Raw genomic sequence first — 20,496 nt, forward strand, 5'->3', positions numbered from 1 at the left:
TTCGGAGTGTTGTTTGCAAATTGAACAATTCAAACAATATTTTGGATTTTTTTTTAATATAAGCGTTATCTTTCTGTTCGAAAAAATTACACAAAAAATAGATTAACTTTAGAAAGAGAATAGGTCTGTTATGTATGATAGTAAGTATAGTAAGAGCAACATAACTAAAACGAATAGAAGAGGATGGTTTTTTATGATGAAAACAGGAAAAAAGTATAAAGGGTATCTAGTATTAGTATTTTCGATCGGACTTTTAGCAGCATGCAGTTCAGAAACCAAAGATATAAGTGAATCAGAGATGCCAAAAGTAAAAAGTGAACGAAAAGTAACCGTGGATGGGAAAGAAGGAACTGAAAAAGTTTTTGATAATGGAATGGTTGTGCAAGAGTTTGAGGAACAAGTGTCGGAAGAAGATTAAGTATAGACTGACTATTCTAAGAGCACTTTTTACTAATGACTGATCTTAATGAAGGAGTAGGTACATGAAGCCTAAAAAAAGAAAAAAATTCAACCGAAAGTGGTATTTTTCATTATTAGTCATCACCGTGTTACTAGCGGCGGGTGCAATCAGTATAGTTGCTACTATTGGAAAAACAAAAGAAAGTAGTTCAACCACAACGATTGAAGCACGTTCAGTAAAATCTCTCATTAATGAGGTAAAAGCAGCGAATTTGATTTTAGCAGGAAAAGTTTCAGCAAATAATAGTAACAAAATTAAAATCGATCCAGAGCGTGGATCTGTGAAAGAAATTCTTGTAAATGAAGGAGATGTCGTAGAAAAGGGGCAACCTTTATTTACATACCAAACGGATCAACAGAGAAAAGTTGTGGAAGCTGAAATGGACGTAGAAATCAAAGTTAGGGCAGTAGAACAAGCACGAGTGACTGCAAATCAAAAGTGGACAGCACATAACCAAAAAGTAGAAGAACTTGGAAAAGCAAGACAGGATTATGCGAAGGAAAAATCTGAAGAGTTGCAAAGTACGATCAAAGCATTAGAAGGAGAAATCATAGGTCTAAATGCAGACGCTATTGCTGGCGATAATGAAGTGAAGAATGCCGAAACAGAGTTAAGAAGGGCACAGTTACTTCAGGAAAACGAAAAAGAACGACTGAAAGAAGACACAGTGACAGCTGATCACTCTGGAAGAATCAAATCGTTAAATCATGACTTAGTCAATCAATCAAAAGAACGTCAAAAAGAAGAAAATTTTATGGAGATCCTTGATGATTCGAGCTTGTATGTGGATGGTCAAGTCACTGAATTTGATCGTGAAAAAGTCGCTGTCAATCAGCGACTAGAAATCATGGATCGTAAAGACCAAGGGAACACTTGGCAAGGAAGTATTGTACAGGTGGCAAATTTAACAAGTGATACAAAACAAGACGATCAAAAAGAAGAGAATCCTAATTTATCTAAGTTTCCTTATAAAGTAAAAATTGATCAAAAAGAAGAGATGCCATTGATTGGTTCCAATGTGTATGTCAATGTTTTACCACAAGGTTTTGTACCAGGAAAAGTGATCATCAATCAAAGATACCTCATGGAAAAAGATGGGAAATATTACGTATGGAAAGTAGAAAACGATCGGATCAAAGAGCATGAAGTAAAGGTAAATCCTATGGATAATGAACTCGCAGAAATAGTCGAAGGATTGACTTTTGAAGATCAGCTTGTTTTGCCTCAAACGGGAATGGTCGAGGGAATGGAGGTTGGTGCAAGTGTTGATGCTTAATAACATTCAGAAGTCTTATTGGCAAGGCGGGAAAGAAATACAGGTCCTTAAAGATATCTCTTTGCAAATCAATGAAGGAGAATTGGTCGCAATCATGGGGCCATCGGGGTCAGGTAAGTCGACGTTGATGAATATCATTGGTTGTCTGGATACGGCTACATCAGGAGATTACATCGTTGAGGGAACAGACGTTAAAACATTAGCGGATAATTCATTAGCTGATTTTCGTAACGCAAAAATCGGCTTTGTTTTCCAGAGTTTCAATCTCATGCCAAAATTAACCGTTTCGCAAAATGTGGAAACGCCATTAACGTATAAAAAAGTCAATAAAAAAGAGCGGCGTAAGCGTGCCTTGGCTATGTTGCGACTAGTAGGGCTAGAGGATCGAAGTGAATTCAAACCAATGGAATTATCAGGAGGACAAAAGCAACGTGTCGCAATTGCAAGAGCTTTAGTGACTAACCCTAGTTTTGTTTTAGGTGATGAGCCAACAGGGGCACTTGATACAAAAACCGGTAGTCAAATCATGGATCTCTTTAAGGAATTCCACCAAGCAGGAAAAACGATTATTCTAATTACCCATGAGCCAGAAATCGCAGCGTTATGTCAGCGAACGATTACTTTACGAGATGGTCAAATAATTAGAGACGAACAAAATGAATTGAGGTGATCGAGAATGGAAGAAATCAGATTTGCCTTACAATCGATTTTTGCTCATAAGATGCGTTCAATATTGACTATGCTAGGTGTGATTATTGGGATTGCTTCAATTATTTCGATTTTCAGCATCATCGGAGGAAACACCGAAAAAATGAAACGAGAGATGATTGGTGGTAACAATAATACGATGAATATCCAATATGACAGAAAAAGTTCTTTCCAACAGAACATCATGTCTGATGGGCTCCTGTCTGCAAATGAAGAGAAAAAACCGTTATATTTTCCATTCTTAGATGAGGAGGTACTAAAGAAAATCAATGAGATACCAGAAGTCTTATTAAGTGGCTTGTCATATCAAAAAGATGGGAAAATCTACAGGAAAGCAAAAGGGTCTGACACCAAAGTTTCAGCTGTCACTTCGTCTGTAGCCAATCTGGAGCAATTAAATTTCATCAAAGGAGAAGGATTTGATTCTCAAGCCTTCAAAGAGCAACAACAAGCAATTTTTCTGGAAGATTCCTTGTATGATGAACTATTTCCCAATGAAGAAGGGATAGGACAATTTGTCGAAGTGAATGGAGTCCCATTTAAAGTTCAAGGTGTATTTGCATTAGATCCTAATAGTAGCAATATCTTCAGCTTTGAGAAAAGAGCTTATGTTCCTTTACAGCAAGCACATAAACTATCTGATGAGTTGGATATTGTACCGCTTATCACGATTCAAACAAATAATACCGATCAATTACAAGACGCTGCAGAAAAAGCTGCAGAGATTCTTAATCGACAGGTCCCACCCTCTGATTATGAATATGGGGTAATGAATCTTATCGAATTTGCTAGAGAATTGGAACGAATGAACCAATCGAGTTTTATTCTTTTGTCTGGTGTAGCAAGCATCTCGTTATTAGTGGGTGGAATCGGTGTGATGAATATCATGTTGGTCTCTGTCACGGAAAGAACGAACGAAATTGGAATCAAGAAAGCACTCGGTGCAAGAAGAAAAGTAATCTTAAAACAATTTTTAGTAGAAGCTGTAGTCTTGACCTTGATTGGTGGAATACTGGGTATACTTATAGGCTTACTAAGTGGTTATATCATCACCCAGTCGCTTGATTTTCCTTATATCGTGTCCGCACTGTCTATTATCGTTAGCTTAGTTTTTTGTTCCCTAATGGGTGTGATATTTGGTTTATTACCAGCAATGAAAGCCTCGAAATTAAACCCTATTGAGGCATTACGCTTTGAATAAGGAGAGAGCGTTATGGAAAGAATTTTAGTGGTTGAAGATGAATATATGATCAATCAAATCGTGACTGAATTTTTAAAAGAACGCAAGTATGAGGTTTATTCAGTAAGGAGTGGGGAACAGGCATTGGAAGCTTTTGCGGAGCAAACATTTGATTTGATCCTATTGGACATTATGTTGCCTGGAATAAGGGGGACGGATGTTTTAAAGAAAATTCGAGAAACGTCGGATGTGCCGATCATCATGCTGACTGCCTTGGATGATGAATATACGCAGTTGCTTAGTTTTTCCCATTTGATCAGTGACTATGTCGTCAAACCTTTTTCCCCACTTATTTTGATCAAACGGATTGAAAATGTGTTTCGGCTGAAGCAAGGCAAACCGCAGATCGATGTCGGCGATTACTCCGTTGATTTAGATGGGGGAGTTGTCAAGCATCAAGATGAAGAAATCCATTTAACAAGAAAAGAGTACGATATTTTAGTGGTACTTATAAAAAATAAAGGGAAAATCGTCACGAGAGAACAATTGGTTTATCAAGTTTGGTCATATGAATATCATTTGGAAAATCGTATATTAGATAATCATATAAAAAACATTCGAAAGAAAATGCCTCTATTATCGATAAAAACTATTAAAAATAGAGGCTATCAATTAGAGGTCTAACCATGAACATTATGCTGAAAAATTTTCTGTTTTCTGGAATCATCATTTTTTTAGTCTCGATCATTTCGTTGATTGCTTTATATTTTACGATGCCCGTTTACTATGAACGAATGAAGCTAAACGAAATAAACAAGGAGTTCAATCAAGTAGCAGAAAGTATCGAAAATAAAGATTTAGCTACAATGCAAAAAGTTGTTGATCAATACTGGCTTGGAAGAGAACAAAGCCTTGATATCATGCTTATGAATAAAGATGGTCTAGTCATTGGTCCCTTCATTGATGTGAATCTTGACTATTCAGTGAAAAGTTTTTTTTCTGATGAAATGAGCCTTTTTCAAGAAGTCACCGACAAAGAAGGAAACGCTTATTATCTAATTGGTATTTATTCGATGCAACCAGTCGCAGAAGCAAGTCAAGTGTTACTTCATTTATATCCATTCATCATCATTGTCTCACTAATCATTGGGGGAGTCGGCGCTTACTACTATAGTATTTATTCGACAAAAAAAATTAAAGAGATATCCAAAGTAACAGAAAAAATGATCGAATTAGATACTGATATTCGTTGTGATATCAAAGGTACGGACGAAATCTCACTTTTAGCGCAAGATATCAACCATTTATATGTTTCTTTGATCCAAACAATTGAAGTGTTAGAGATGGAAGTAGCTAAAACGAAAGAATTGGAACAAGCAAAGTCAGAATTTATGCAAATCGCTTCTCATGAATTGAAAACACCTGTTGCTTCATTGATGGGGCTTATTGATGGCATGATTTATAATGTCGGAAAATTTAAAGATAGAGAGCGATATTTAGAAGTTTGTAAAAATATTTTGCAAGAACAAACAGAAATGATTAATAATATCCTCTTTGCCTCAAAAAACAATTTACCTTCAGATAATGTGGTCTATGAAGAAGTCTCAATCAAAGAAATGATCGAACATAAATTGACTTCTTTCCGAATACTTGCTGAAGCCGAACAGAAAAAACTAGTCGTCAATCTAAAAGGTGAGAAAATCAGCGGTAATAAAAATGATATGGATAAAATTTTAGATAATCTACTAAGTAATGCCTTCAAATATACGAAGCATGAGGGAGAAATCAGTCTCTTTTTTGATGGTAAACAATTAGTGATTGAAAATGAAGTGAATCAGATACTTACGGAGGAGGAATTAAGTAAGATTTTCCAACCATTTTATCGACCGGATTTTAGCAGAAGTCGAGACACCGGAGGTTCTGGTTTAGGATTGTTTATCGTACAACAACTTTTGGAAAAATATGGCTGGGAATATTCATTTAAGTCAACTGCTAATTCTAGAATGTGCTTTTCTATAACTTTTAGCGGAAGAATCTTAACACGGATGTAGGAAATAAGTTGAGCCGGTTTTTGAGAGAGGGTAGACTAATTTCAAAAGAAGGTGTCAACCTATATCCAAATGTTATACGTAGGAATTTAAACAAACCATTATTGTTTGTTACAACCAAGGAAAAATTACACTCAGTTATCTTTAGAATCTTTTGAAGCAAACGAAGTAGACACGTGAAAGCGAGAAAATAGGCAATAGCAGTATGAAGGAGTGAATAGGGTGACTATGAGATTCAGACGACCGATGCTTGTATTAGGGATGACCATTTTGTTCATGCAAGCCGTATTCATGCCTGTCGGCATGGTCTATGCAGAGACAACGATGGACACTGAGGAAAATAAGCCAGTGGAACTACCACCAATGACAAGCTATCTGAAGCACGAACAGATTAGTAAGCCGCGCTTTTTCTTTACTCGTTCTAGGATACAAGGAACGGCAAAAGAGCCCCTTCAAGTGACATTCTTTTCTGATCAAGAAGTGTCTGAAGCACGAGTATTCTTACCAGAAGAAGCAACGCTCCTGAAAGATCAATTATCAACAGGGCTCTCAGTTGAGGAAGGAGCACAGCCTAACGAATGGCTCATTCAGTCTGAACGAGCGCAAAATACATTTGTCCTCCCTTTAGTAGTTGAAAAAGCGGGAAACTATGAACTGTCAGTGGAAGAAACAACGGCTCATTTAGACATCAGTGAGCAAGAAGAGACTAGTGATGAAACTTCTGTTGAAGAAACAGAGCTTTTCGATGATAATCCATCAAAAAATAAGCAGGAGCAACAAATAAATGAGAAAAATCAGATAATATCTGAAGTAGATAAGAAAGATTTTGTAAGCGATGATTTCAATACAACTATTACACGGGATAATTTTTTAAATTACTTTGGTTTGTCCGGTTCTGCTTCTGTTAATGGTAATATTGTGACGTTAACAGAAGCAAGAAATTCCCAGACAGGTAGTATGTATTTAAAAAATAAAATAGATAGCACATATCCTTTTATTTTAACCGGTAAAGTTTTTTTAGGAAGAAATAGTAATTCTGCTGATGGGATAGGGTTCGGGTTTCATAAGGATTCGCCTGATTCAATTGGTCTCACAGGATCAGGCTTTGGATTAGCTAATTTAACAGATATATTTGGTTTTAAGTTAGATACTTATTATAACCGAACTAATTACTATCCAATTAGACCCGATCCTATAAACACAGGAGCTTTCGGTTCGTTTGTGTATATGGACGGAGAATGGTTTACTTCTTATACAGGAAATGATGCGCCAGCTAGATCAATATCGAGACCATCTGGTCTTTGGAGAGATATTAGGATTATGTTGTCTGAAGAGTCTATCCTTAGAATAGAGTACGAAGATATGGTGTGGGAAATGAAAATACCTACTATCTTAGATGATTCTAATTTAAGTTTTTTAGTATCTGCATCTACAGGCGCAGTAAATGCCTTACAACAGTTTGAATTTGAGAGTTTTCAATATTCAAGAGAAAATACTACAGTTGTAGTTAACTATATAGATGATAATGGTAATAATATATCCGCATCTAAAGAAATTGATGGATTGATCGGTGATGAATACCAGACAGAGCCCAAAGAAATATCAGGATTCACTTTGAAGGAAATTCCTGAGAATGCATGTGGTATTTTTAAAGAAGAAGAACAAGTAGTTAATTATATCTATACAAAAGACTTAGTTAAACCCGTAGATCCGTTAGATCCAGAAATAGAAGTCGACCCAGAAAATCCTCCGGAACTGCCAGAAGATCAAGGAACACTGAGTATTGATTTCATTTCGTCTTTTAACTTCGGTGCACAAACCATTTCTGCTCAGAACAAGCGCTACTATGCACAACCGCAACGATTATTAAATAAAGATGCCACAGTAAATGAGACGGAAAAACGACCAAACTACATCCAAGTCAGTGATCGACGTTCAGAGAACGAACGCAAGGGATGGACACTAGCAGTCACACAAAATAGTCAGTTTACGGATCGTCAAGATAATCAACTTAGAGGCGCACGCCTGTTGCTGAATAACCAACAATTTGCTTCTGTCCAAGAAAATGGGGAACCGATGCTCCAAAACCAAGACGGCGCTGTCTTGATCCCAGAACAAAAGACGCCTCTTGTAACCGCAAGTGACGGCCAAGGCGCAGGGACTTGGGTTTATCGTTTTGGTGATGAAAAAAATGCAGGAGAAAGTGTTGCTCTTGAAGTGCCGCCAACGGCGGATCCAAGAGCAACGACCTATCAAACGTCCCTAACGTGGGAGTTGAGTGCTGTACCCGATAACTAGGTAGAAGAAGAGAGGTGTGTCCGCCCTGTTCTTTTTTACTGTAGAAAGAATAGAAAAAAGACAGTGTCTTCTTAACTAATTTGTGTTTATTGACAAATATCGTATTCTTCTAATACTGATGGAAAAAGAAAATGGGAACCCATAACTCAAATACAGACCAGTCAGCTAAAACTTGTCAATGAAGTTATCAACTAATTACTGGTACCAATTGGTTTATTTTAGTAGATACTGATGAGAAGAAAAGTTGAGGTGAATTCTCTTGGCTTCAAAGAGTGAGTTAAAAATAATTTGCTTCTACAATGACTATTCGCTTATCATTGATAAATCCTCAAAAGAGTGTTGTTGTGTATCAGACCAATTGGAGATTTTCAAAGTAAAAGATATGATCAGATTCTTCATATGTCATGAGGATTTAACAGAAAAGGAAATTTAGCTTAAGATCCAAAAGTACAAAAAAGTAGATTTGATGATCGATCGGTATATTAAATTGTGAAGAACGATCAATAATGGTTAGCACCAGAAAAGAATTTCTCTCTTTTAATATATACCAAAAAAGTGTATATAAAGAAGGGGTTATATGTCAACAAAAGAAAGATTGAATGTTAATTTGGATTCGGAATTGAAAAAAGATACAGCTGAAACACTGGAAGCATTGGGACTTGATTTTACAACTGCCATTAATGTCTACTTCAAACAAATCGTTAGCAAGCAAAAAATTCCTTTTGAAATATCTGCCCCAAAATATATCTCTGCTGAGGAAGTTATGGGAAAAAGTTGGAGAGATGACTTAGATACCTTTGAGGACGAGTGGGAATGAGTTACAAAATAAAATTCACTCCTGCTTCCAAAAAAGATTATGACAAACTTGACAATAGTCAAAAACTCCAAGTAAGGAAGTCCTTGAAAAGAATTGAAGAATTTGTATTAGATACTTGGCAACCACTTAAGGGGAATCTAGCAGATTGCAAAAAAATGAAACACAAAAAAATTAGGCTTGCGAGTGATATTCAAACAGTCTGATTTGGGTATTTAAATAATTGAAATTTTAGTAATTGGCAAAAGGGACGAAAAAGAAGCATACAAGCAAGGAAGCTGAAAAAAGGCTAGGTATGTAGATGCAACTTATCATTCTTTGGTAGAGGGGTCAGAAACTTTTAAGTTTTGGACCCTTCTTTTTTTATGTCCATTTTTCTAAATTTGCACGTCGAAGTGAAAATTTTGATTATTCATTTAATAGAGAATCCATTAATCTAGGAGATACAAGAAAGGTGCATCATTGAACCTTGTTTGTTTTTTCTCATGTATTAAAAACCTTCGTTTTTTAGATTGATCATTACTTATGTTTCTCAAAACTAAGAAACCCTAATTTACCAACAGTTATTTTGACATTTGACTTGTTCAAATGTCTTTTTTTCTGTAAACCCAAAAACGAAGATTTTTGAGACGACTATTTAAAGGAGGAGGGAAGATGCATAAAACGGTTGGATGTTTGATTGGAATGCTGGCAGTGCTTCTTGCACTTCAATTTCCATTGTCCGTCGATGGTACACAGGTCCAATCCGTCGAGTCAGAGGGATCTATTGGATTTACCGGGGCGTACAAACCGATCGGCACACCCGATCCACCCCCAAGCACCAGTCCACAAAAACCAGGCGGCTCGTTACCACAAACGAATATGACCGAAGGGTCATTTGCTATTTGGGTCGGCAGTTTCTTAGTGGCCGGTACCTTAGTGGTAGTAGAGTACCAAAGAAGAAAAGCAACACAAAAAATAATTGGAATGAAAGCAGGAAATGAATGATGAAATTTATCCGTTTAGCCACTGTAGCGGCATTATCAACAACGATCTTTGCCGGAGGCGTACAAGCCTTCGCTGAAGAAACAGAATCACAAGAAGTACGTCAAGCGACGACAGAGGGGCAAATTACCTTTACACCAGGTAATGACGATACCGTCGTTGATCCTGGAGATGATGGGGAAGATGTAACCATTCCGCCAATCACTGGTCCGGATGGAGAAAACAAAGGACCTTTAACGATCGCAACTGTGCCAACGATGAACTTCGGTTCACAAATTATCTCAACCACAGATGAGCATTATAACATGGTCGCTGAAAGACAACAAAAAACAGGGACGTCAGGGGAAGAAAATAAAGTTCCTTATGTAAGTTTGGCCCAAGTCCAAGATACTCGCGGTACCAATGAAGGGTGGGCGTTACGTGTAAGTCTAACGGAATTCCAAGCACCTACGAATACATTAAATAATGTATTAAAAGGCGCAAAAATCACGTTATTTGATCCGACCCTGCGTTACAGTATCGATAATAATGAGCAAGCACCGACCATTCATGCAAGCGGGTTAGAATTGATCCCAAACAGTGATGCCGTGCCGATTATGACGGCTGCTAATAACAAAGGTGCCGGTACTTCTACTGCTGTTTGGGGAGATCATGATGCGATCGCAAAACAAGTAGCAGACGGCGCAGCTGTTGTGGAGAATGAGGCGATTCAACTATTCGTACCAGGTTCGACCGCCAAAGATGCGGTAACGTATACCTCTACCTTGACATGGGAATTGGGGCAAACACCTGACAATGAACTGTAAGAGGTAACCCGTTCCGTCTCCCAGTCTATTAGTCTCTAGCAGCGTTGCAGGTCTCTGTGGCGCTGCTTTTTTAGAAAGGATTACGACAAATGAGATATAAGCATGCCATAAAAAGCGGGCTTTGGCTCCTTGCGGTATTTTTCTTCTTCTTACCAGTTTCAGTCCAAGCAGAAGAAACTGCCTTAAATACACACGTGACCCCACTTTTTCCAGAAAGCCAAGTAGATGAAAGCAAAGGGTATTACGAGCTGTTACTTGCGCCTGGTCAGAAAGAGACCTTGAAGCTGAAAGTCGGCAATTCCAGTTCAGAACCAATCACTGTTCAGGTAACGCCGCATACTGCTTACACCAATACTTTGGGGAATGTCGAGTATGGTAAAGATGCCAATGCAGCAGACCCGACCTTGATCCATTCTTTGGATGAACTGATGACCCCTTCGGAGGTCATTACCTTATCAGGAAAAGAAACAAAAACCATAGAAATTCCTTTACAGATGCCTAAAGATGCCTTTGAAGGGTATTTAGCCGGCGGATTACGAATCGCCGAAATAAAAGAAGCGGAAGAAAGTGAGACGCCGGAAGGGGAAGGAGTCGCCATCAAAAATGAATTTGCCCACGTGATCGGGGTAGTCGTCAGCAATACCAGCGATTCTGTAGAGCCAGAATTGGAACTGTTGGATGTTTTTGCGGATCAGTTGAACTACCGCAATGTGATCAGTGCTTCTTTACAAAACTTTACGCCAGCCTTTGTGAATCGCTTGGAAGTGGAAGCGACGGTCAAACGTGCCGGAGAAAACGACGTACTTTATGAGGCCAGTAAAGAAATGATGCAGATGGCGCCGAATTCGAACTTCAACTTTCCGATTTCGTTAGAAGGCGATCGTTTTCGCAGCGGGAACTATGTATTAGACCTAACGGCAAAGTCCGGAGAAAACGAATGGTCTTGGACACGAGAATTTACAATCGATGCCGACGATGCCCGTAAATTGAACCGAGAAGATGTGATGATCGACAATCATCCAAATTGGTGGATGATCGGATCGATTATATTACTCATTTTAATAATTGGACTGGTATTGTATCTATTGAAGCAAAAGAAGACACTTGAAAGCGAGAAAATAGGCAAGAGCAGTAAGAAGGAGTGAATAGGGTGACTATGAGATTCAGACGACCGATGCTTGTATTAGGGATGACCATTTTGTTCATCCAATCTGTATTTATGTCTGTCGGCATGGTCTATGCACAGACAACGATGGACACTGAGGAACATGAGCCAGTGGAACTCCCCGCGATCCAAAACTACTTAGAAGAACTAACCGGTGATCCTAATTTTTTCTTTCATCAATCGTACATGCAAGGATTCGTCAATTCCCCAATCAATGTGGTAATTTCTTCTGATAAAGAAGTCTTTGAAGTAAAGATTAGACTACCCGAAGAAGCAACGATTATCAAAGATCACAAACCAGAAAGAAATTCAGTTGTACAAGGAGGCGAACCTTATGAATGGATTGTTCAATCAGAGAGTGTTCAAACTACGTTTGTGCTTTCTTTATTATTTGAATCAGAAGGAAACTACGAGTTGTTTTTGGAAGATACAACAGCAATGATTGAGATTAATAGACAAGAAGTGTTATTAGAAGAAGAACTTACAACAGATCAGGAACAATCAGCGGAGGATTCGGACAACAATGTGAGTGAGAAATATTCTCAAAATAATAGTAGCGATTCTCTAGATACAAGAAATATTGTTAGTGTTAGCACAGAAACTCAATTCAGAAATGCTTTCAATAACACGAGTGTGACAAGAATCAATTTGGCTAATAATATTTCTTTAGGTCAATCATTAAATATACTGACAAGAAATCTTGAAATTAATGGAAATGGATTTCAACTATATACAGGAAACAATCAAATTATATTGGGAAATAATTCTGTTTTAGGATTAACAAGCTTAGTATTTCGTACAAATGTCCCTCCGTCTAATACAGCTATTCATGTAAATGGTAGCAATGTACAAATCAGATTACGCGATTTCGATTATAGAAATAACATGATTGTTTTCTCTACTTTGACGGCATCCACAGCAGCTTATTCTGTAATATTTGATGGAGGTGTAAATACTTTAAGTAAACTTTCCAGTACTTTAGCTCAATCATTACCTGGAATATTTTATGGTATACAATCAATCGAGATACTTAATAATAGTGTTCTTAATCTTACAAATGGAGTTTTTCATTTTAGTGACAGTTTAGACAGTTTAACATCATTTAATATTTCTCAAGGGTCAACATTCAATTTAAATAATACTTTTCTGTTAGGAGATCCAATTCGACACCTGACTAATCTAAATGTTGAAGGAAAAGCAAATATGAATATTACGAATACGGGATTAGGAACGATAGAAAATATCAGAATTGGGAATACAGGTGAATTCTTGTTAACCAATGACTGGAGTTCTGGAACAATTAGTAACAGTACTAATAACATAGAAATTATGAGAGGTAGTTTGATTGATATCAAAAATTTAGCCGGTGCTACAATAACAGATGGAGATATTAATGTTAACATTGATTCAAAAAATTTAGCCTTGTGGGATTTAGGACTACAAGAAGAAGAAAAGGCTTCTATAGTATTTTATGATATTCATGCATCACTATCTGGTGCTAATGCTTCGGTTATTGATACGACAACGAATGACCGTTTTCAAAAATTATACGATTCTTCTGGATTAACAGCATATTCTAGAATGAGCAATCGTACTGTTGAAGAGATGGAACGTACCGTTATAGCAAAGTATCTTGATGCGAATAGCAATGAAATTATTGAATCAGAAGTGATCACTGGATTGCTTGGTGAGAATTATCAGACAAGAGCTAAACAAATTTCTGGTTATCAGCTTATTGATAGTCCATCTAATGGGGCAGGTGAATTTTCTCGGAAAACGATTGAAGTTTGTTATGTCTATGAAACAGCTAATGTCTCACCGGTAGATCCGATGAATCCTGAAATTGAGGTCGATCCGGAAAATCAACCGAAGCTTCCTGAGGACCAAGGGCTGTTGAGTATTGATTTCATTTCGTCTTTTACCTTCGGTTCACAAGCCATTTCTGCTCAGACCAAGCGCTACTACGCACAACCGCAACGCTTATTGAATCTTGATGGGACCCTCAATGATGCCGAAGAACGGCCAAACTACATCCAAGTCAGTGATCGCCGCCCAGACAACGAACGTAAGGGATGGACACTAGCGGTCACACAAAACAATCAGTTTACGGATCGTCAAGACAATCAACTGAGAGGTGCACATCTGGTGCTGAATAACCAACAATTTGCTTCTGTCCAAGAAAATGGGGAACCGACGCTCCAAAACCAAGACGGCGTTGTCTTGATCCCAGAACAAAAGATACCTCTTGTGACCGCAAGCAACGGCCAAGGCGCAGGGACTTGGGTCTATCGTTTTGGTGATGGAGAAAGTGCAGGAGAAAGTGTTGCCCTTGAAGTGCCGCCATCGGCGGATCCTAGAGCAACGACCTATCAAACGACCCTCACATGGGAGTTGAGTGTTGTACCGAATAACTAGGTAGAAGAAGAGAAGTGTGTCCACTCTTTTCTTTTTATTGTAGATAGAATTGAAAAAAGGCGTTCTTTTCGTATTTAATGAACCGATAAGGTATGATGAGCAAAACATGTCGTTGGAAAAAAGAAGACTGGGGGGAAGAAGGGAGGGAATGCTATGCGAGAATTACAGCTCTCATTTATCACGAATGCGGAGACCCGTCGCTGGATGCGAATCTTATCGATTATTGAGCGAGAACATCATTTTACGATCGTGGCACTTAGCGAACGCTTAATGATTTCTCAACGCACATTGGTTAAAGATATTCAAGCAATTAGAAGCTATTTTGGTGAAACCATTGAATTGCTTTCCTTGTACAAGGGGTTTCGTTTTGATGAACGAGACCGCGTCAAGTACCAAGAAAAAAAAGAAGCACTCTTAGAGAATGAAGTTCTTTTTGAGATCATCGGCACTATTTTTTGGGGACAGCCGGTGGCATTGGCTGAATTGGCCCATCACTACAGTTATGCAGAAAGTACGCTCCGTCGATTTCTAGCGAGAATCGAACCAATCTTGGCCTCATATCGCTTGAGCTTGACCTTCACTCCGGTCAATTTCCAGGGGAAAGAAGCCGATATCCGAAAGTTCTTTTTTGATTTTTATTACAATAGCGAACAGACGCCCCATACGATTCGGCCACCAGAGCACCTGCACAAATTAGTCTTAGACGAACTATCCAATCAATTAGGTGAGTATGAGTTGGGCACAGGGACGACGGTTTCAGCCTTTTATTATCACTTGTATATCACCATGATCCGCGTCCAACACAATCATTTTGTCACGGTGCCAAAGTGGTTGAAGGCGATCGATTATCAAGAAAAGGACTTTCAATTGCTTTATTCCTTGCAGGATAGGATCAATCAAGACTTTGATATTTATCTTCCGAAGGAAGAATTTGCATGGCTCCACCTTTCGATCATTGCCAAGCGAACGATCGATCGCTCCGATCAGGAAATCACATTTGGCCAACGGTTCAACTGTTGGGCAGGGCTTGAGGAGGTCGTTTCAGCGTATTTGTCAGATCCATTTTTTGAGCAATGGGATACAGACATACTCGGGCACTTTATGACATCATTTTTTGTGTCACGTTTGGTGAATGAAGCCTTGAGTCCACTATTGAATAAAGAGTTAAAAGAAGTACATGACATGGTAGAAAAAAAACACAGTCAGATCCATAAAATCAATACTCACTTCTTGTCAACCCATTCAAAGGCCCTTCCGATTTCTTCCAGTATCTTTGAAGACGTGGCGGCGAGTTTTACCTTATACATGGATATGGTCTTTCGTTATTATCAACCCGTCAAACAAATTTTGTTTTTATTGGAGGGTGACTACTTAGTGGTTCAATCGATTCGAATAGAGGCCCGTGAACAGCTAGGGGACCACCATCACTTACTGTTTGTAAAGTTACAGGAATTTCTACCGGAACAATTAAATAACGAAAAGATCGATCTGATCGTGACGAACTATCGCCCCTATCTTTCGGACGATAGTCTAGAAACAGACTATGTGCTGATCAATAGTCAGCCGACAACCAAAGATTGGACAATGGTCAAACACCAATTGAATCCATTGACGGATCAGCTTTCATTTTAAACAAAAAGGAGGAGAACGCATTATGACCGTGTTTACTACCAAACAAGACTATCTTCAGGGGTTTCAACGCACCTTTGAAGCAATCGAGAAACGAGAAAGCACCGTCCTGAAAGACTATTTGACTGATCAGATTCGCCGTTTGAATACCTTAGTAGACCAAATTTCTAGTCGGAATTTCTGGGAAGTTTGGCCAAAGATTTTAGGGATCGATGCGAAGATCAGTTTAGTGGCTGAGTTGATCAATTTTGAAGATTTTTCAAGTGAAGATATCTTGCGAATAGTGGAAACAGATTATCAGACCTATTTCAAAGAACTATGCGGGTATGATCTAAGTATGGAAACAAAACATTCGATGATATTCAATGTGATGTGATCCCTTTTCATTGAACAACTAATATCAAAAAGGCAAAGTCCAATCAAAAGCTAAGCAGCTTCTGATTGGGCTTTTTGAAATTCGTTCATCATAAAGTGATACGGAACACTCTATTTTAGTGTTCATAAACGCGCAAAAAAGCAACGGTCATTTAAAATTTAGATTAATGAGTATAATACCTCTTTGATGGTGTCAGAAACTTAAAAGTTTTTGATCCTTATTTTTATTTCTCATTTCATAGCTCTTTCAGTAGCTCAATTAATTAGGTCAGAAAGTACTTCATTTAGAGGTCAACAGAGTATACTCCAGTCTCTGAAATAATACTTATATTTTCTAGAATGTTTATAGCGGACAAGTATTTTGAGAAAAATTAAGTCTTTAAATAATAGAATCTTCGTGATTGATTTGTTAAAAAATGTTTAGAAAGTTACTGGTTTCTAAGCAGCGTGCGAATGAGTCCAACGAAACAGCTAAAAATAGAAAAAACAATCTGCCGCCATTTCCCAGACAAAAAAGGATCTATTTAAATAAAATAGTTCAGCGATTAATCTATCACATGATGACTTACCATTTTGTTATAAAAGTGAAATCATTTAGATGCAACATGCACCTGTATGTATCTCCTACGATACTATGTTTTTTTGTCTAAGATGTCTAGTAAGAAACTTAATTAGTATATAGATATGTTTGAAAAGCATAATGATATATTCTGCATACATATCAATTTTAATTGTTTAGATAGAAAGATGAAATATATGAACTCAAACTATAATAAGACACCATAGATAGAATATAAAATTTGATTTCATATTATCTACAGATTATTTGTTACATAAAAGCTAATAAAGTGTCATTTAAATATTCAATACTCATTTGATACGATTAATTAACGAAATAAGAAAGTAGGGTATTATGATGAAAGCTTTAGCTTTAAAGAAACCAGGAACAATTGATGGTCTTGAAATTGTTGAAATTCAACAGCCAAGTATATTGGCAGATGAAGTACGTATAAAAGTAAAGGCTGTGGGGTTAAATCCTTCAGATTTTCAGACCATAGAATATACAAAAGATTTGGACTCAGAACAAGTAATGATTTTAGGATTAGACATTTCTGGGATTGTAGAAGAGGTAGGTAGTGATGTCACAGACTTTAAAAAAGGTGACCGAGTTTTTTATCTCCGAGAGTTGAGCAATAAAAATGGAGGATTTGCTGAGTTTTCTGTCGCCAAATCCAATCATTTAGTAAACATTCCAGATAACGTAAGTTTTGAAGTAGCTGCAGCTTCGCCTGGTGCTGGCTTTACAGCATTCAAAGCAATTGAACAAAAATTAAGACCTCTACCAGGTAAAACAATTTTGATTCATGGGGGTGCAGGAGGTGTCGGAGGTTATGCGATACAGTTAGCTAAAAGGCGAGGGGCAAAAGTTATAACAACATGTTTGGGAAGGGATAAAGACTACGTTTTAGACTTGGGTGCAGATTTAGTAATAGATTTTCAAAAAGAAAATGTCTATGAAATTATAGAAAGCTACACTAAAGGATTAGGGGTAAATTACATCTTGAGTACGATCGGTACTGAGGGGGCAACAAAAGATTTGACTATTTTAGCTTTTGACGGAGAAATAGCTGTTACCTCAGGATTTCCAGATTTTTCAAAAATTAAATTTTATGAAAAACAACTAACAATTCATGAAATCGCCCTGGGATTGGCATTGAGTAATGAGGATCTAAAAATTCAAAAATCTATTCAAAGCATAGGCGAGAAATTTGTTGAGCTCCTAGCTAATAATGAAATAATTCCACCATCTATTGATTTAGTGGAATTAGAAGATATTCCTCGTAAGCTGAAAGAAATAAAGAAAGGACAGATTACAGGGAAAGTTGTTGCAAGAATTCAATAAAGTTATAGAACATATTATATGAATATAATATGTTCTAGTTTTTATATGATTTACGAAATTCTGAAGGCGTTTTATGAAAATACTCTTTAAATTTTTTTGTAAACCATGATACGTTCGTGTATCCATTCTCAAAAACAATTTTTTGAATTGGTAAATCGTTTTCAATGAGTTGCGCACATATCTTCTGAAATCGAATGGATTGCAATATATCGGTAAATGTATTTCCCGAATATTGTTTTATTAAGGAAGAAAGGTAAAATTCATTATAATTAAAATGGATTGCTAATTTCTTTAAGGTAATAGTTTGTGAATTGCTGTAGATATATTGAATAATAGATTCAGCTGTTTTTTTATGAAAATTGTCTTCTTTTTGCATTCGAATCGAACTATAATTTTTTTCATAATAACGCGAAATGTCCATCATTAATGAACATAGTTGAAGGCTTAACATTTTTTCTTTATAAATGTTTTCTAAGAAAAACTCAGTGATAATATTTTTAATCAGATTAGGAATCAAGGTTTCTTTTGTATTCGATAGCACTAAATAATTTTGATGTTTATATTCATTAAACTGTGACTCTATCAAAAATTGATAAAGATAATTTTTGCTATTTAAAAAAACGTATTGAAAGAAAATGTCTTGAAAATAATCTGGATTAATCATTAAGTATGAAACTGATGGACTGTTTAGATTTTTTGAATAATTAATCGAATGAACAGCCTTTCGATTTAGAAGGCAAATATCATTCGTATGTAGAGTAAGTGTCTGATTATCTACAATAACTTGATGGGGGCCTTTTTTAACATGAATTAACTCGAAGAAATTATGAGTATGACTCGGTATATCCTCGTTTAAAGAATGTTGAAATACCACTAAAGGAACCTTATTACTGATAAAGCCATCAATTTTTGCCTCGAATTTATTAGGTGAGTTGATTGATCTTGTACATTGATAATACAGTTTATTCATGTAGAATTAGAAACCTCTCTTAATATAGTATCGTTTTAAAACTAAACAGCAATAAGAAAATCGCTCTATAGATAAATAATGGATTTTTAAAAAATTTTAATATACAATGATTTGGTTATTTTATAACCAATATAAATAGCCGTTATTTTAGGTGAGCTAATTATAAAGATAATAGGGATAGAAGTGAAATGCAAAAGTGTTACGGATTTGTTTACGTGTATAAAGATAACAAAGGGAACGGAACACTAGTGCGTAAGAAAAAGAAAAGCTTCTAGTGGTGTAAACGTGTCATTCGATCTAACGCGGAGAAATTATAGAGCTGTGAAATTATATCGAATTTTGAGTAATCAAACTTAACCTGTATATAAGGAACATAAATATTTCGTAGAAATCTCAATTATTTGAGGTTTCTACGAAATCAATTTTATTTATCTCTCCCCAGGAACACATTTGATCCAAGATAGGAATTAATGTGCTTCCTTTTTCAGAAAGACTATACTCTACTTTAGGAGGTATTTGAGGGTATTCATTTCTTATAACTATGCCGTTTTCCTCTAACTCTTTTAGAGCATTCGTTAGGGACTTAAAGGAAATAGTGCCAATACATCTTTTTAGCTCATTGTATCTCAAAATTTCTTTTTCAAAAAGCCAATATAATATTATAATTTTGTGTTTTCCACCTATAATTGACAACGTGTAGCCAAATCCCGTGTTCTCAATTTTCTCATTAGTTTTACTGCAACCTATTGACATACTTACTCTCCTTTAAGATAGTATCTAACATATATTTGCGTACTATACCTGATGATGATTATATCATATACTCATTATGAATTAAAAATTTGTAAGGTGGTTAAAAAATGAGAACATTAGTCGTGATAGCACACCAGAATCTTGAAGAATCAAAAGTAAATGCAAGATGGATCGAGGAACTTAAAAAATATCCAGATGAATTTACAATTCATAATTTAGGCAATAGCTATGAATTTGATGTGGTTAAGGAACAAGAAATGATAAAAAGCCATGATAAACTAGTTTTACAGTTTCCAATTTATTGGTTTAATTGCCCACCCAATATGAAAAAATGGTTGGATGATGTATTTGTTGAGGGATGGGCTTATGGCAAAAATAATCAGATAAAAAATCATAAAGTATCCTTGCTAGTATCAGCTGGTATTAAAGAAAAAAATTATTCGAAAAATGGCAGGTACAAATATTCTCTAAATGAAATTTTGGTGCCATTTGAAGTTTCTTTTTCATATATGGAAGCAAACTATCAAGGATTTTTTGCAAGTTATGGTGCGGAGTATGATTTAACTACAAATGATATTGAAAATGATCTTCCTCAGATGCTTGAATTTGTCCGCAGTATATAAAGGCAAGTCAAATGGACCAACTTAGAATAATAAAAACAATTTATTTTTCTAGAAATTTCTAGACAATCATTATATATGGAGGTTATGTA

19 protein-coding genes are annotated in these 20,496 nt (G+C 36.5%); 17 read left to right on the forward strand and 2 right to left on the reverse strand.

The features are described from left to right. The first annotated feature begins 193 nt into the window (after window positions 1-193). The 16 genes from IGI77_RS04270 (at window position 194) to IGI77_RS04345 (ending at window position 18,061) form a co-directional block, all read left to right on the forward strand. Complete coding sequence (locus IGI77_RS04270; RefSeq protein ID WP_151196607.1) at window positions 194-418, forward strand: hypothetical protein; 225 nt, start codon at window positions 194-196, stop codon at window positions 416-418. A gap of 64 nt (window positions 419-482) precedes the next feature. Beyond that, the gene (locus tag IGI77_RS04275) at window positions 483-1,736 is read left to right on the forward strand and encodes an HlyD family efflux transporter periplasmic adaptor subunit (RefSeq protein WP_438769545.1); all 1,254 of its coding nucleotides are present in this window, start codon (window positions 483-485) and stop codon (window positions 1,734-1,736) included. Continuing rightward, window positions 1,723-2,406, forward strand: a complete 684-nt coding sequence (locus IGI77_RS04280) for an ABC transporter ATP-binding protein (protein WP_151196611.1) — start codon at window positions 1,723-1,725, stop codon at window positions 2,404-2,406. The genes IGI77_RS04275 and IGI77_RS04280 overlap by 14 nt, the downstream gene beginning before the upstream one ends. Before the next feature lie 6 nt (window positions 2,407-2,412). Continuing rightward, window positions 2,413-3,645 (forward strand): ABC transporter permease, encoded by a 1,233-nt coding sequence (locus IGI77_RS04285; protein WP_151196613.1) that lies wholly within the window; start codon window positions 2,413-2,415, stop codon window positions 3,643-3,645. Between the two features lie 12 nt (window positions 3,646-3,657). Then, entirely contained in the window at window positions 3,658-4,308 is a 651-nt protein-coding gene (locus IGI77_RS04290) for a response regulator transcription factor (protein WP_270290094.1), read from the forward strand. A 2-nt stretch (window positions 4,309-4,310) separates the two neighbouring features. Continuing rightward, window positions 4,311-5,675, forward strand: a complete 1,365-nt coding sequence (locus IGI77_RS04295; RefSeq protein ID WP_429966789.1) for a HAMP domain-containing sensor histidine kinase — start codon at window positions 4,311-4,313, stop codon at window positions 5,673-5,675. Window positions 5,676-5,900: 225 nt separating this feature from the next. After that, the gene (locus IGI77_RS04300) at window positions 5,901-7,970 is read left to right on the forward strand and encodes a WxL domain-containing protein (RefSeq protein WP_429968323.1); all 2,070 of its coding nucleotides are present in this window, start codon (window positions 5,901-5,903) and stop codon (window positions 7,968-7,970) included. Window positions 7,971-8,547: 577 nt separating this feature from the next. Next, entirely contained in the window at window positions 8,548-8,787 is a 240-nt protein-coding gene (locus tag IGI77_RS04305) for a type II toxin-antitoxin system RelB/DinJ family antitoxin (protein ID WP_429966790.1), read from the forward strand. After that, window positions 8,784-8,990, forward strand: coding sequence for a type II toxin-antitoxin system RelE family toxin (locus tag IGI77_RS04310; protein ID WP_429966791.1), 207 nt, complete (start codon window positions 8,784-8,786; stop codon window positions 8,988-8,990). The genes IGI77_RS04305 and IGI77_RS04310 overlap by 4 nt, the downstream gene beginning before the upstream one ends. A 448-nt stretch (window positions 8,991-9,438) precedes the next feature. After that, the gene (locus IGI77_RS04315; RefSeq protein WP_429976870.1) at window positions 9,439-9,771 is read left to right on the forward strand and encodes an LPXTG cell wall anchor domain-containing protein; all 333 of its coding nucleotides are present in this window, start codon (window positions 9,439-9,441) and stop codon (window positions 9,769-9,771) included. After that, a complete protein-coding gene (locus IGI77_RS04320; protein ID WP_429968325.1) occupies window positions 9,771-10,574 on the forward strand; it encodes a WxL domain-containing protein in 804 nt (267 codons plus the stop codon). The genes IGI77_RS04315 and IGI77_RS04320 overlap by 1 nt, the downstream gene beginning before the upstream one ends. An 89-nt stretch (window positions 10,575-10,663) precedes the next feature. Then, window positions 10,664-11,719, forward strand: a complete 1,056-nt coding sequence (locus IGI77_RS04325) for a DUF916 and DUF3324 domain-containing protein (RefSeq protein WP_438769546.1) — start codon at window positions 10,664-10,666, stop codon at window positions 11,717-11,719. A gap of 11 nt (window positions 11,720-11,730) precedes the next feature. After that, window positions 11,731-14,154, forward strand: a complete 2,424-nt coding sequence (locus tag IGI77_RS04330; protein ID WP_438770503.1) for a WxL domain-containing protein — start codon at window positions 11,731-11,733, stop codon at window positions 14,152-14,154. A gap of 153 nt (window positions 14,155-14,307) precedes the next feature. After that, window positions 14,308-15,786 (forward strand): helix-turn-helix domain-containing protein, encoded by a 1,479-nt coding sequence (locus IGI77_RS04335; RefSeq protein ID WP_438769539.1) that lies wholly within the window; start codon window positions 14,308-14,310, stop codon window positions 15,784-15,786. A gap of 22 nt (window positions 15,787-15,808) precedes the next feature. Beyond that, the gene (locus tag IGI77_RS04340) at window positions 15,809-16,159 is read left to right on the forward strand and encodes a DUF7006 family protein (protein ID WP_429968286.1); all 351 of its coding nucleotides are present in this window, start codon (window positions 15,809-15,811) and stop codon (window positions 16,157-16,159) included. Window positions 16,160-17,071: 912 nt separating this feature from the next. Further along, a complete protein-coding gene (locus tag IGI77_RS04345; RefSeq protein WP_438769547.1) occupies window positions 17,072-18,061 on the forward strand; it encodes an alcohol dehydrogenase catalytic domain-containing protein in 990 nt (329 codons plus the stop codon). A gap of 34 nt (window positions 18,062-18,095) precedes the next feature. Here the strand turns inward: IGI77_RS04345 and IGI77_RS04350 are convergent, their stop codons facing one another. Both IGI77_RS04350 and IGI77_RS04355 read right to left on the reverse strand, forming a co-directional pair. Continuing rightward, on the reverse strand, window positions 18,096-19,031 hold the full coding sequence (locus IGI77_RS04350) for an AraC family transcriptional regulator (RefSeq protein WP_438769548.1): 936 nt from the start codon (window positions 19,029-19,031) through the stop codon (window positions 18,096-18,098). A gap of 393 nt (window positions 19,032-19,424) precedes the next feature. After that, the gene (locus tag IGI77_RS04355; RefSeq protein WP_438769549.1) at window positions 19,425-19,784 is read right to left on the reverse strand and encodes a winged helix-turn-helix transcriptional regulator; all 360 of its coding nucleotides are present in this window, start codon (window positions 19,782-19,784) and stop codon (window positions 19,425-19,427) included. 107 nt (window positions 19,785-19,891) lie between these two features. On the opposite strand from IGI77_RS04355, the gene IGI77_RS04360 reads away from it, so the two are divergent. Continuing rightward, window positions 19,892-20,407 (forward strand): NAD(P)H-dependent oxidoreductase, encoded by a 516-nt coding sequence (locus tag IGI77_RS04360; RefSeq protein ID WP_438769550.1) that lies wholly within the window; start codon window positions 19,892-19,894, stop codon window positions 20,405-20,407. The last annotated feature ends 89 nt before the right edge of the window (window positions 20,408-20,496 follow it).

Source organism: Enterococcus sp. DIV0213h, from assembly GCF_051711285.1.
Taxonomy (GTDB): Bacteria; Bacillota; Bacilli; order Lactobacillales; family Enterococcaceae; genus Enterococcus_D; species Enterococcus_D casseliflavus.

What these genes read in the sequence shown, in the direction of transcription:
- IGI77_RS04270 (WP_151196607.1), top strand. Translation starts at nt 194, where the DNA reads ATGATGAAAACAGGAAAAAAGTATAAAGGGTATCTAGTATTAGTATTT.
- IGI77_RS04275 (WP_438769545.1), top strand. Translation starts at nt 483, where the DNA reads ATGAAGCCTAAAAAAAGAAAAAAATTCAACCGAAAGTGGTATTTTTCA.
- IGI77_RS04285 (WP_151196613.1), top strand. Translation starts at nt 2,413, where the DNA reads ATGGAAGAAATCAGATTTGCCTTACAATCGATTTTTGCTCATAAGATG.
- IGI77_RS04290 (WP_270290094.1), top strand. Translation starts at nt 3,658, where the DNA reads ATGGAAAGAATTTTAGTGGTTGAAGATGAATATATGATCAATCAAATC.
- IGI77_RS04295 (WP_429966789.1), top strand. Translation starts at nt 4,311, where the DNA reads ATGAACATTATGCTGAAAAATTTTCTGTTTTCTGGAATCATCATTTTT.
- IGI77_RS04300 (WP_429968323.1), top strand. Translation starts at nt 5,901, where the DNA reads ATGAGATTCAGACGACCGATGCTTGTATTAGGGATGACCATTTTGTTC.
- IGI77_RS04305 (WP_429966790.1), top strand. Translation starts at nt 8,548, where the DNA reads ATGTCAACAAAAGAAAGATTGAATGTTAATTTGGATTCGGAATTGAAA.
- IGI77_RS04310 (WP_429966791.1), top strand. Translation starts at nt 8,784, where the DNA reads ATGAGTTACAAAATAAAATTCACTCCTGCTTCCAAAAAAGATTATGAC.
- IGI77_RS04315 (WP_429976870.1), top strand. Translation starts at nt 9,439, where the DNA reads ATGCATAAAACGGTTGGATGTTTGATTGGAATGCTGGCAGTGCTTCTT.
- IGI77_RS04320 (WP_429968325.1), top strand. Translation starts at nt 9,771, where the DNA reads ATGAAATTTATCCGTTTAGCCACTGTAGCGGCATTATCAACAACGATC.
- IGI77_RS04325 (WP_438769546.1), top strand. Translation starts at nt 10,664, where the DNA reads ATGAGATATAAGCATGCCATAAAAAGCGGGCTTTGGCTCCTTGCGGTA.
- IGI77_RS04330 (WP_438770503.1), top strand. Translation starts at nt 11,731, where the DNA reads ATGAGATTCAGACGACCGATGCTTGTATTAGGGATGACCATTTTGTTC.
- IGI77_RS04335 (WP_438769539.1), top strand. Translation starts at nt 14,308, where the DNA reads ATGCGAGAATTACAGCTCTCATTTATCACGAATGCGGAGACCCGTCGC.
- IGI77_RS04340 (WP_429968286.1), top strand. Translation starts at nt 15,809, where the DNA reads ATGACCGTGTTTACTACCAAACAAGACTATCTTCAGGGGTTTCAACGC.
- IGI77_RS04345 (WP_438769547.1), top strand. Translation starts at nt 17,072, where the DNA reads ATGATGAAAGCTTTAGCTTTAAAGAAACCAGGAACAATTGATGGTCTT.
- IGI77_RS04350 (WP_438769548.1), bottom strand. Translation starts at nt 19,031, where the DNA reads ATGAATAAACTGTATTATCAATGTACAAGATCAATCAACTCACCTAAT.
- IGI77_RS04355 (WP_438769549.1), bottom strand. Translation starts at nt 19,784, where the DNA reads ATGTCAATAGGTTGCAGTAAAACTAATGAGAAAATTGAGAACACGGGA.
- IGI77_RS04360 (WP_438769550.1), top strand. Translation starts at nt 19,892, where the DNA reads ATGAGAACATTAGTCGTGATAGCACACCAGAATCTTGAAGAATCAAAA.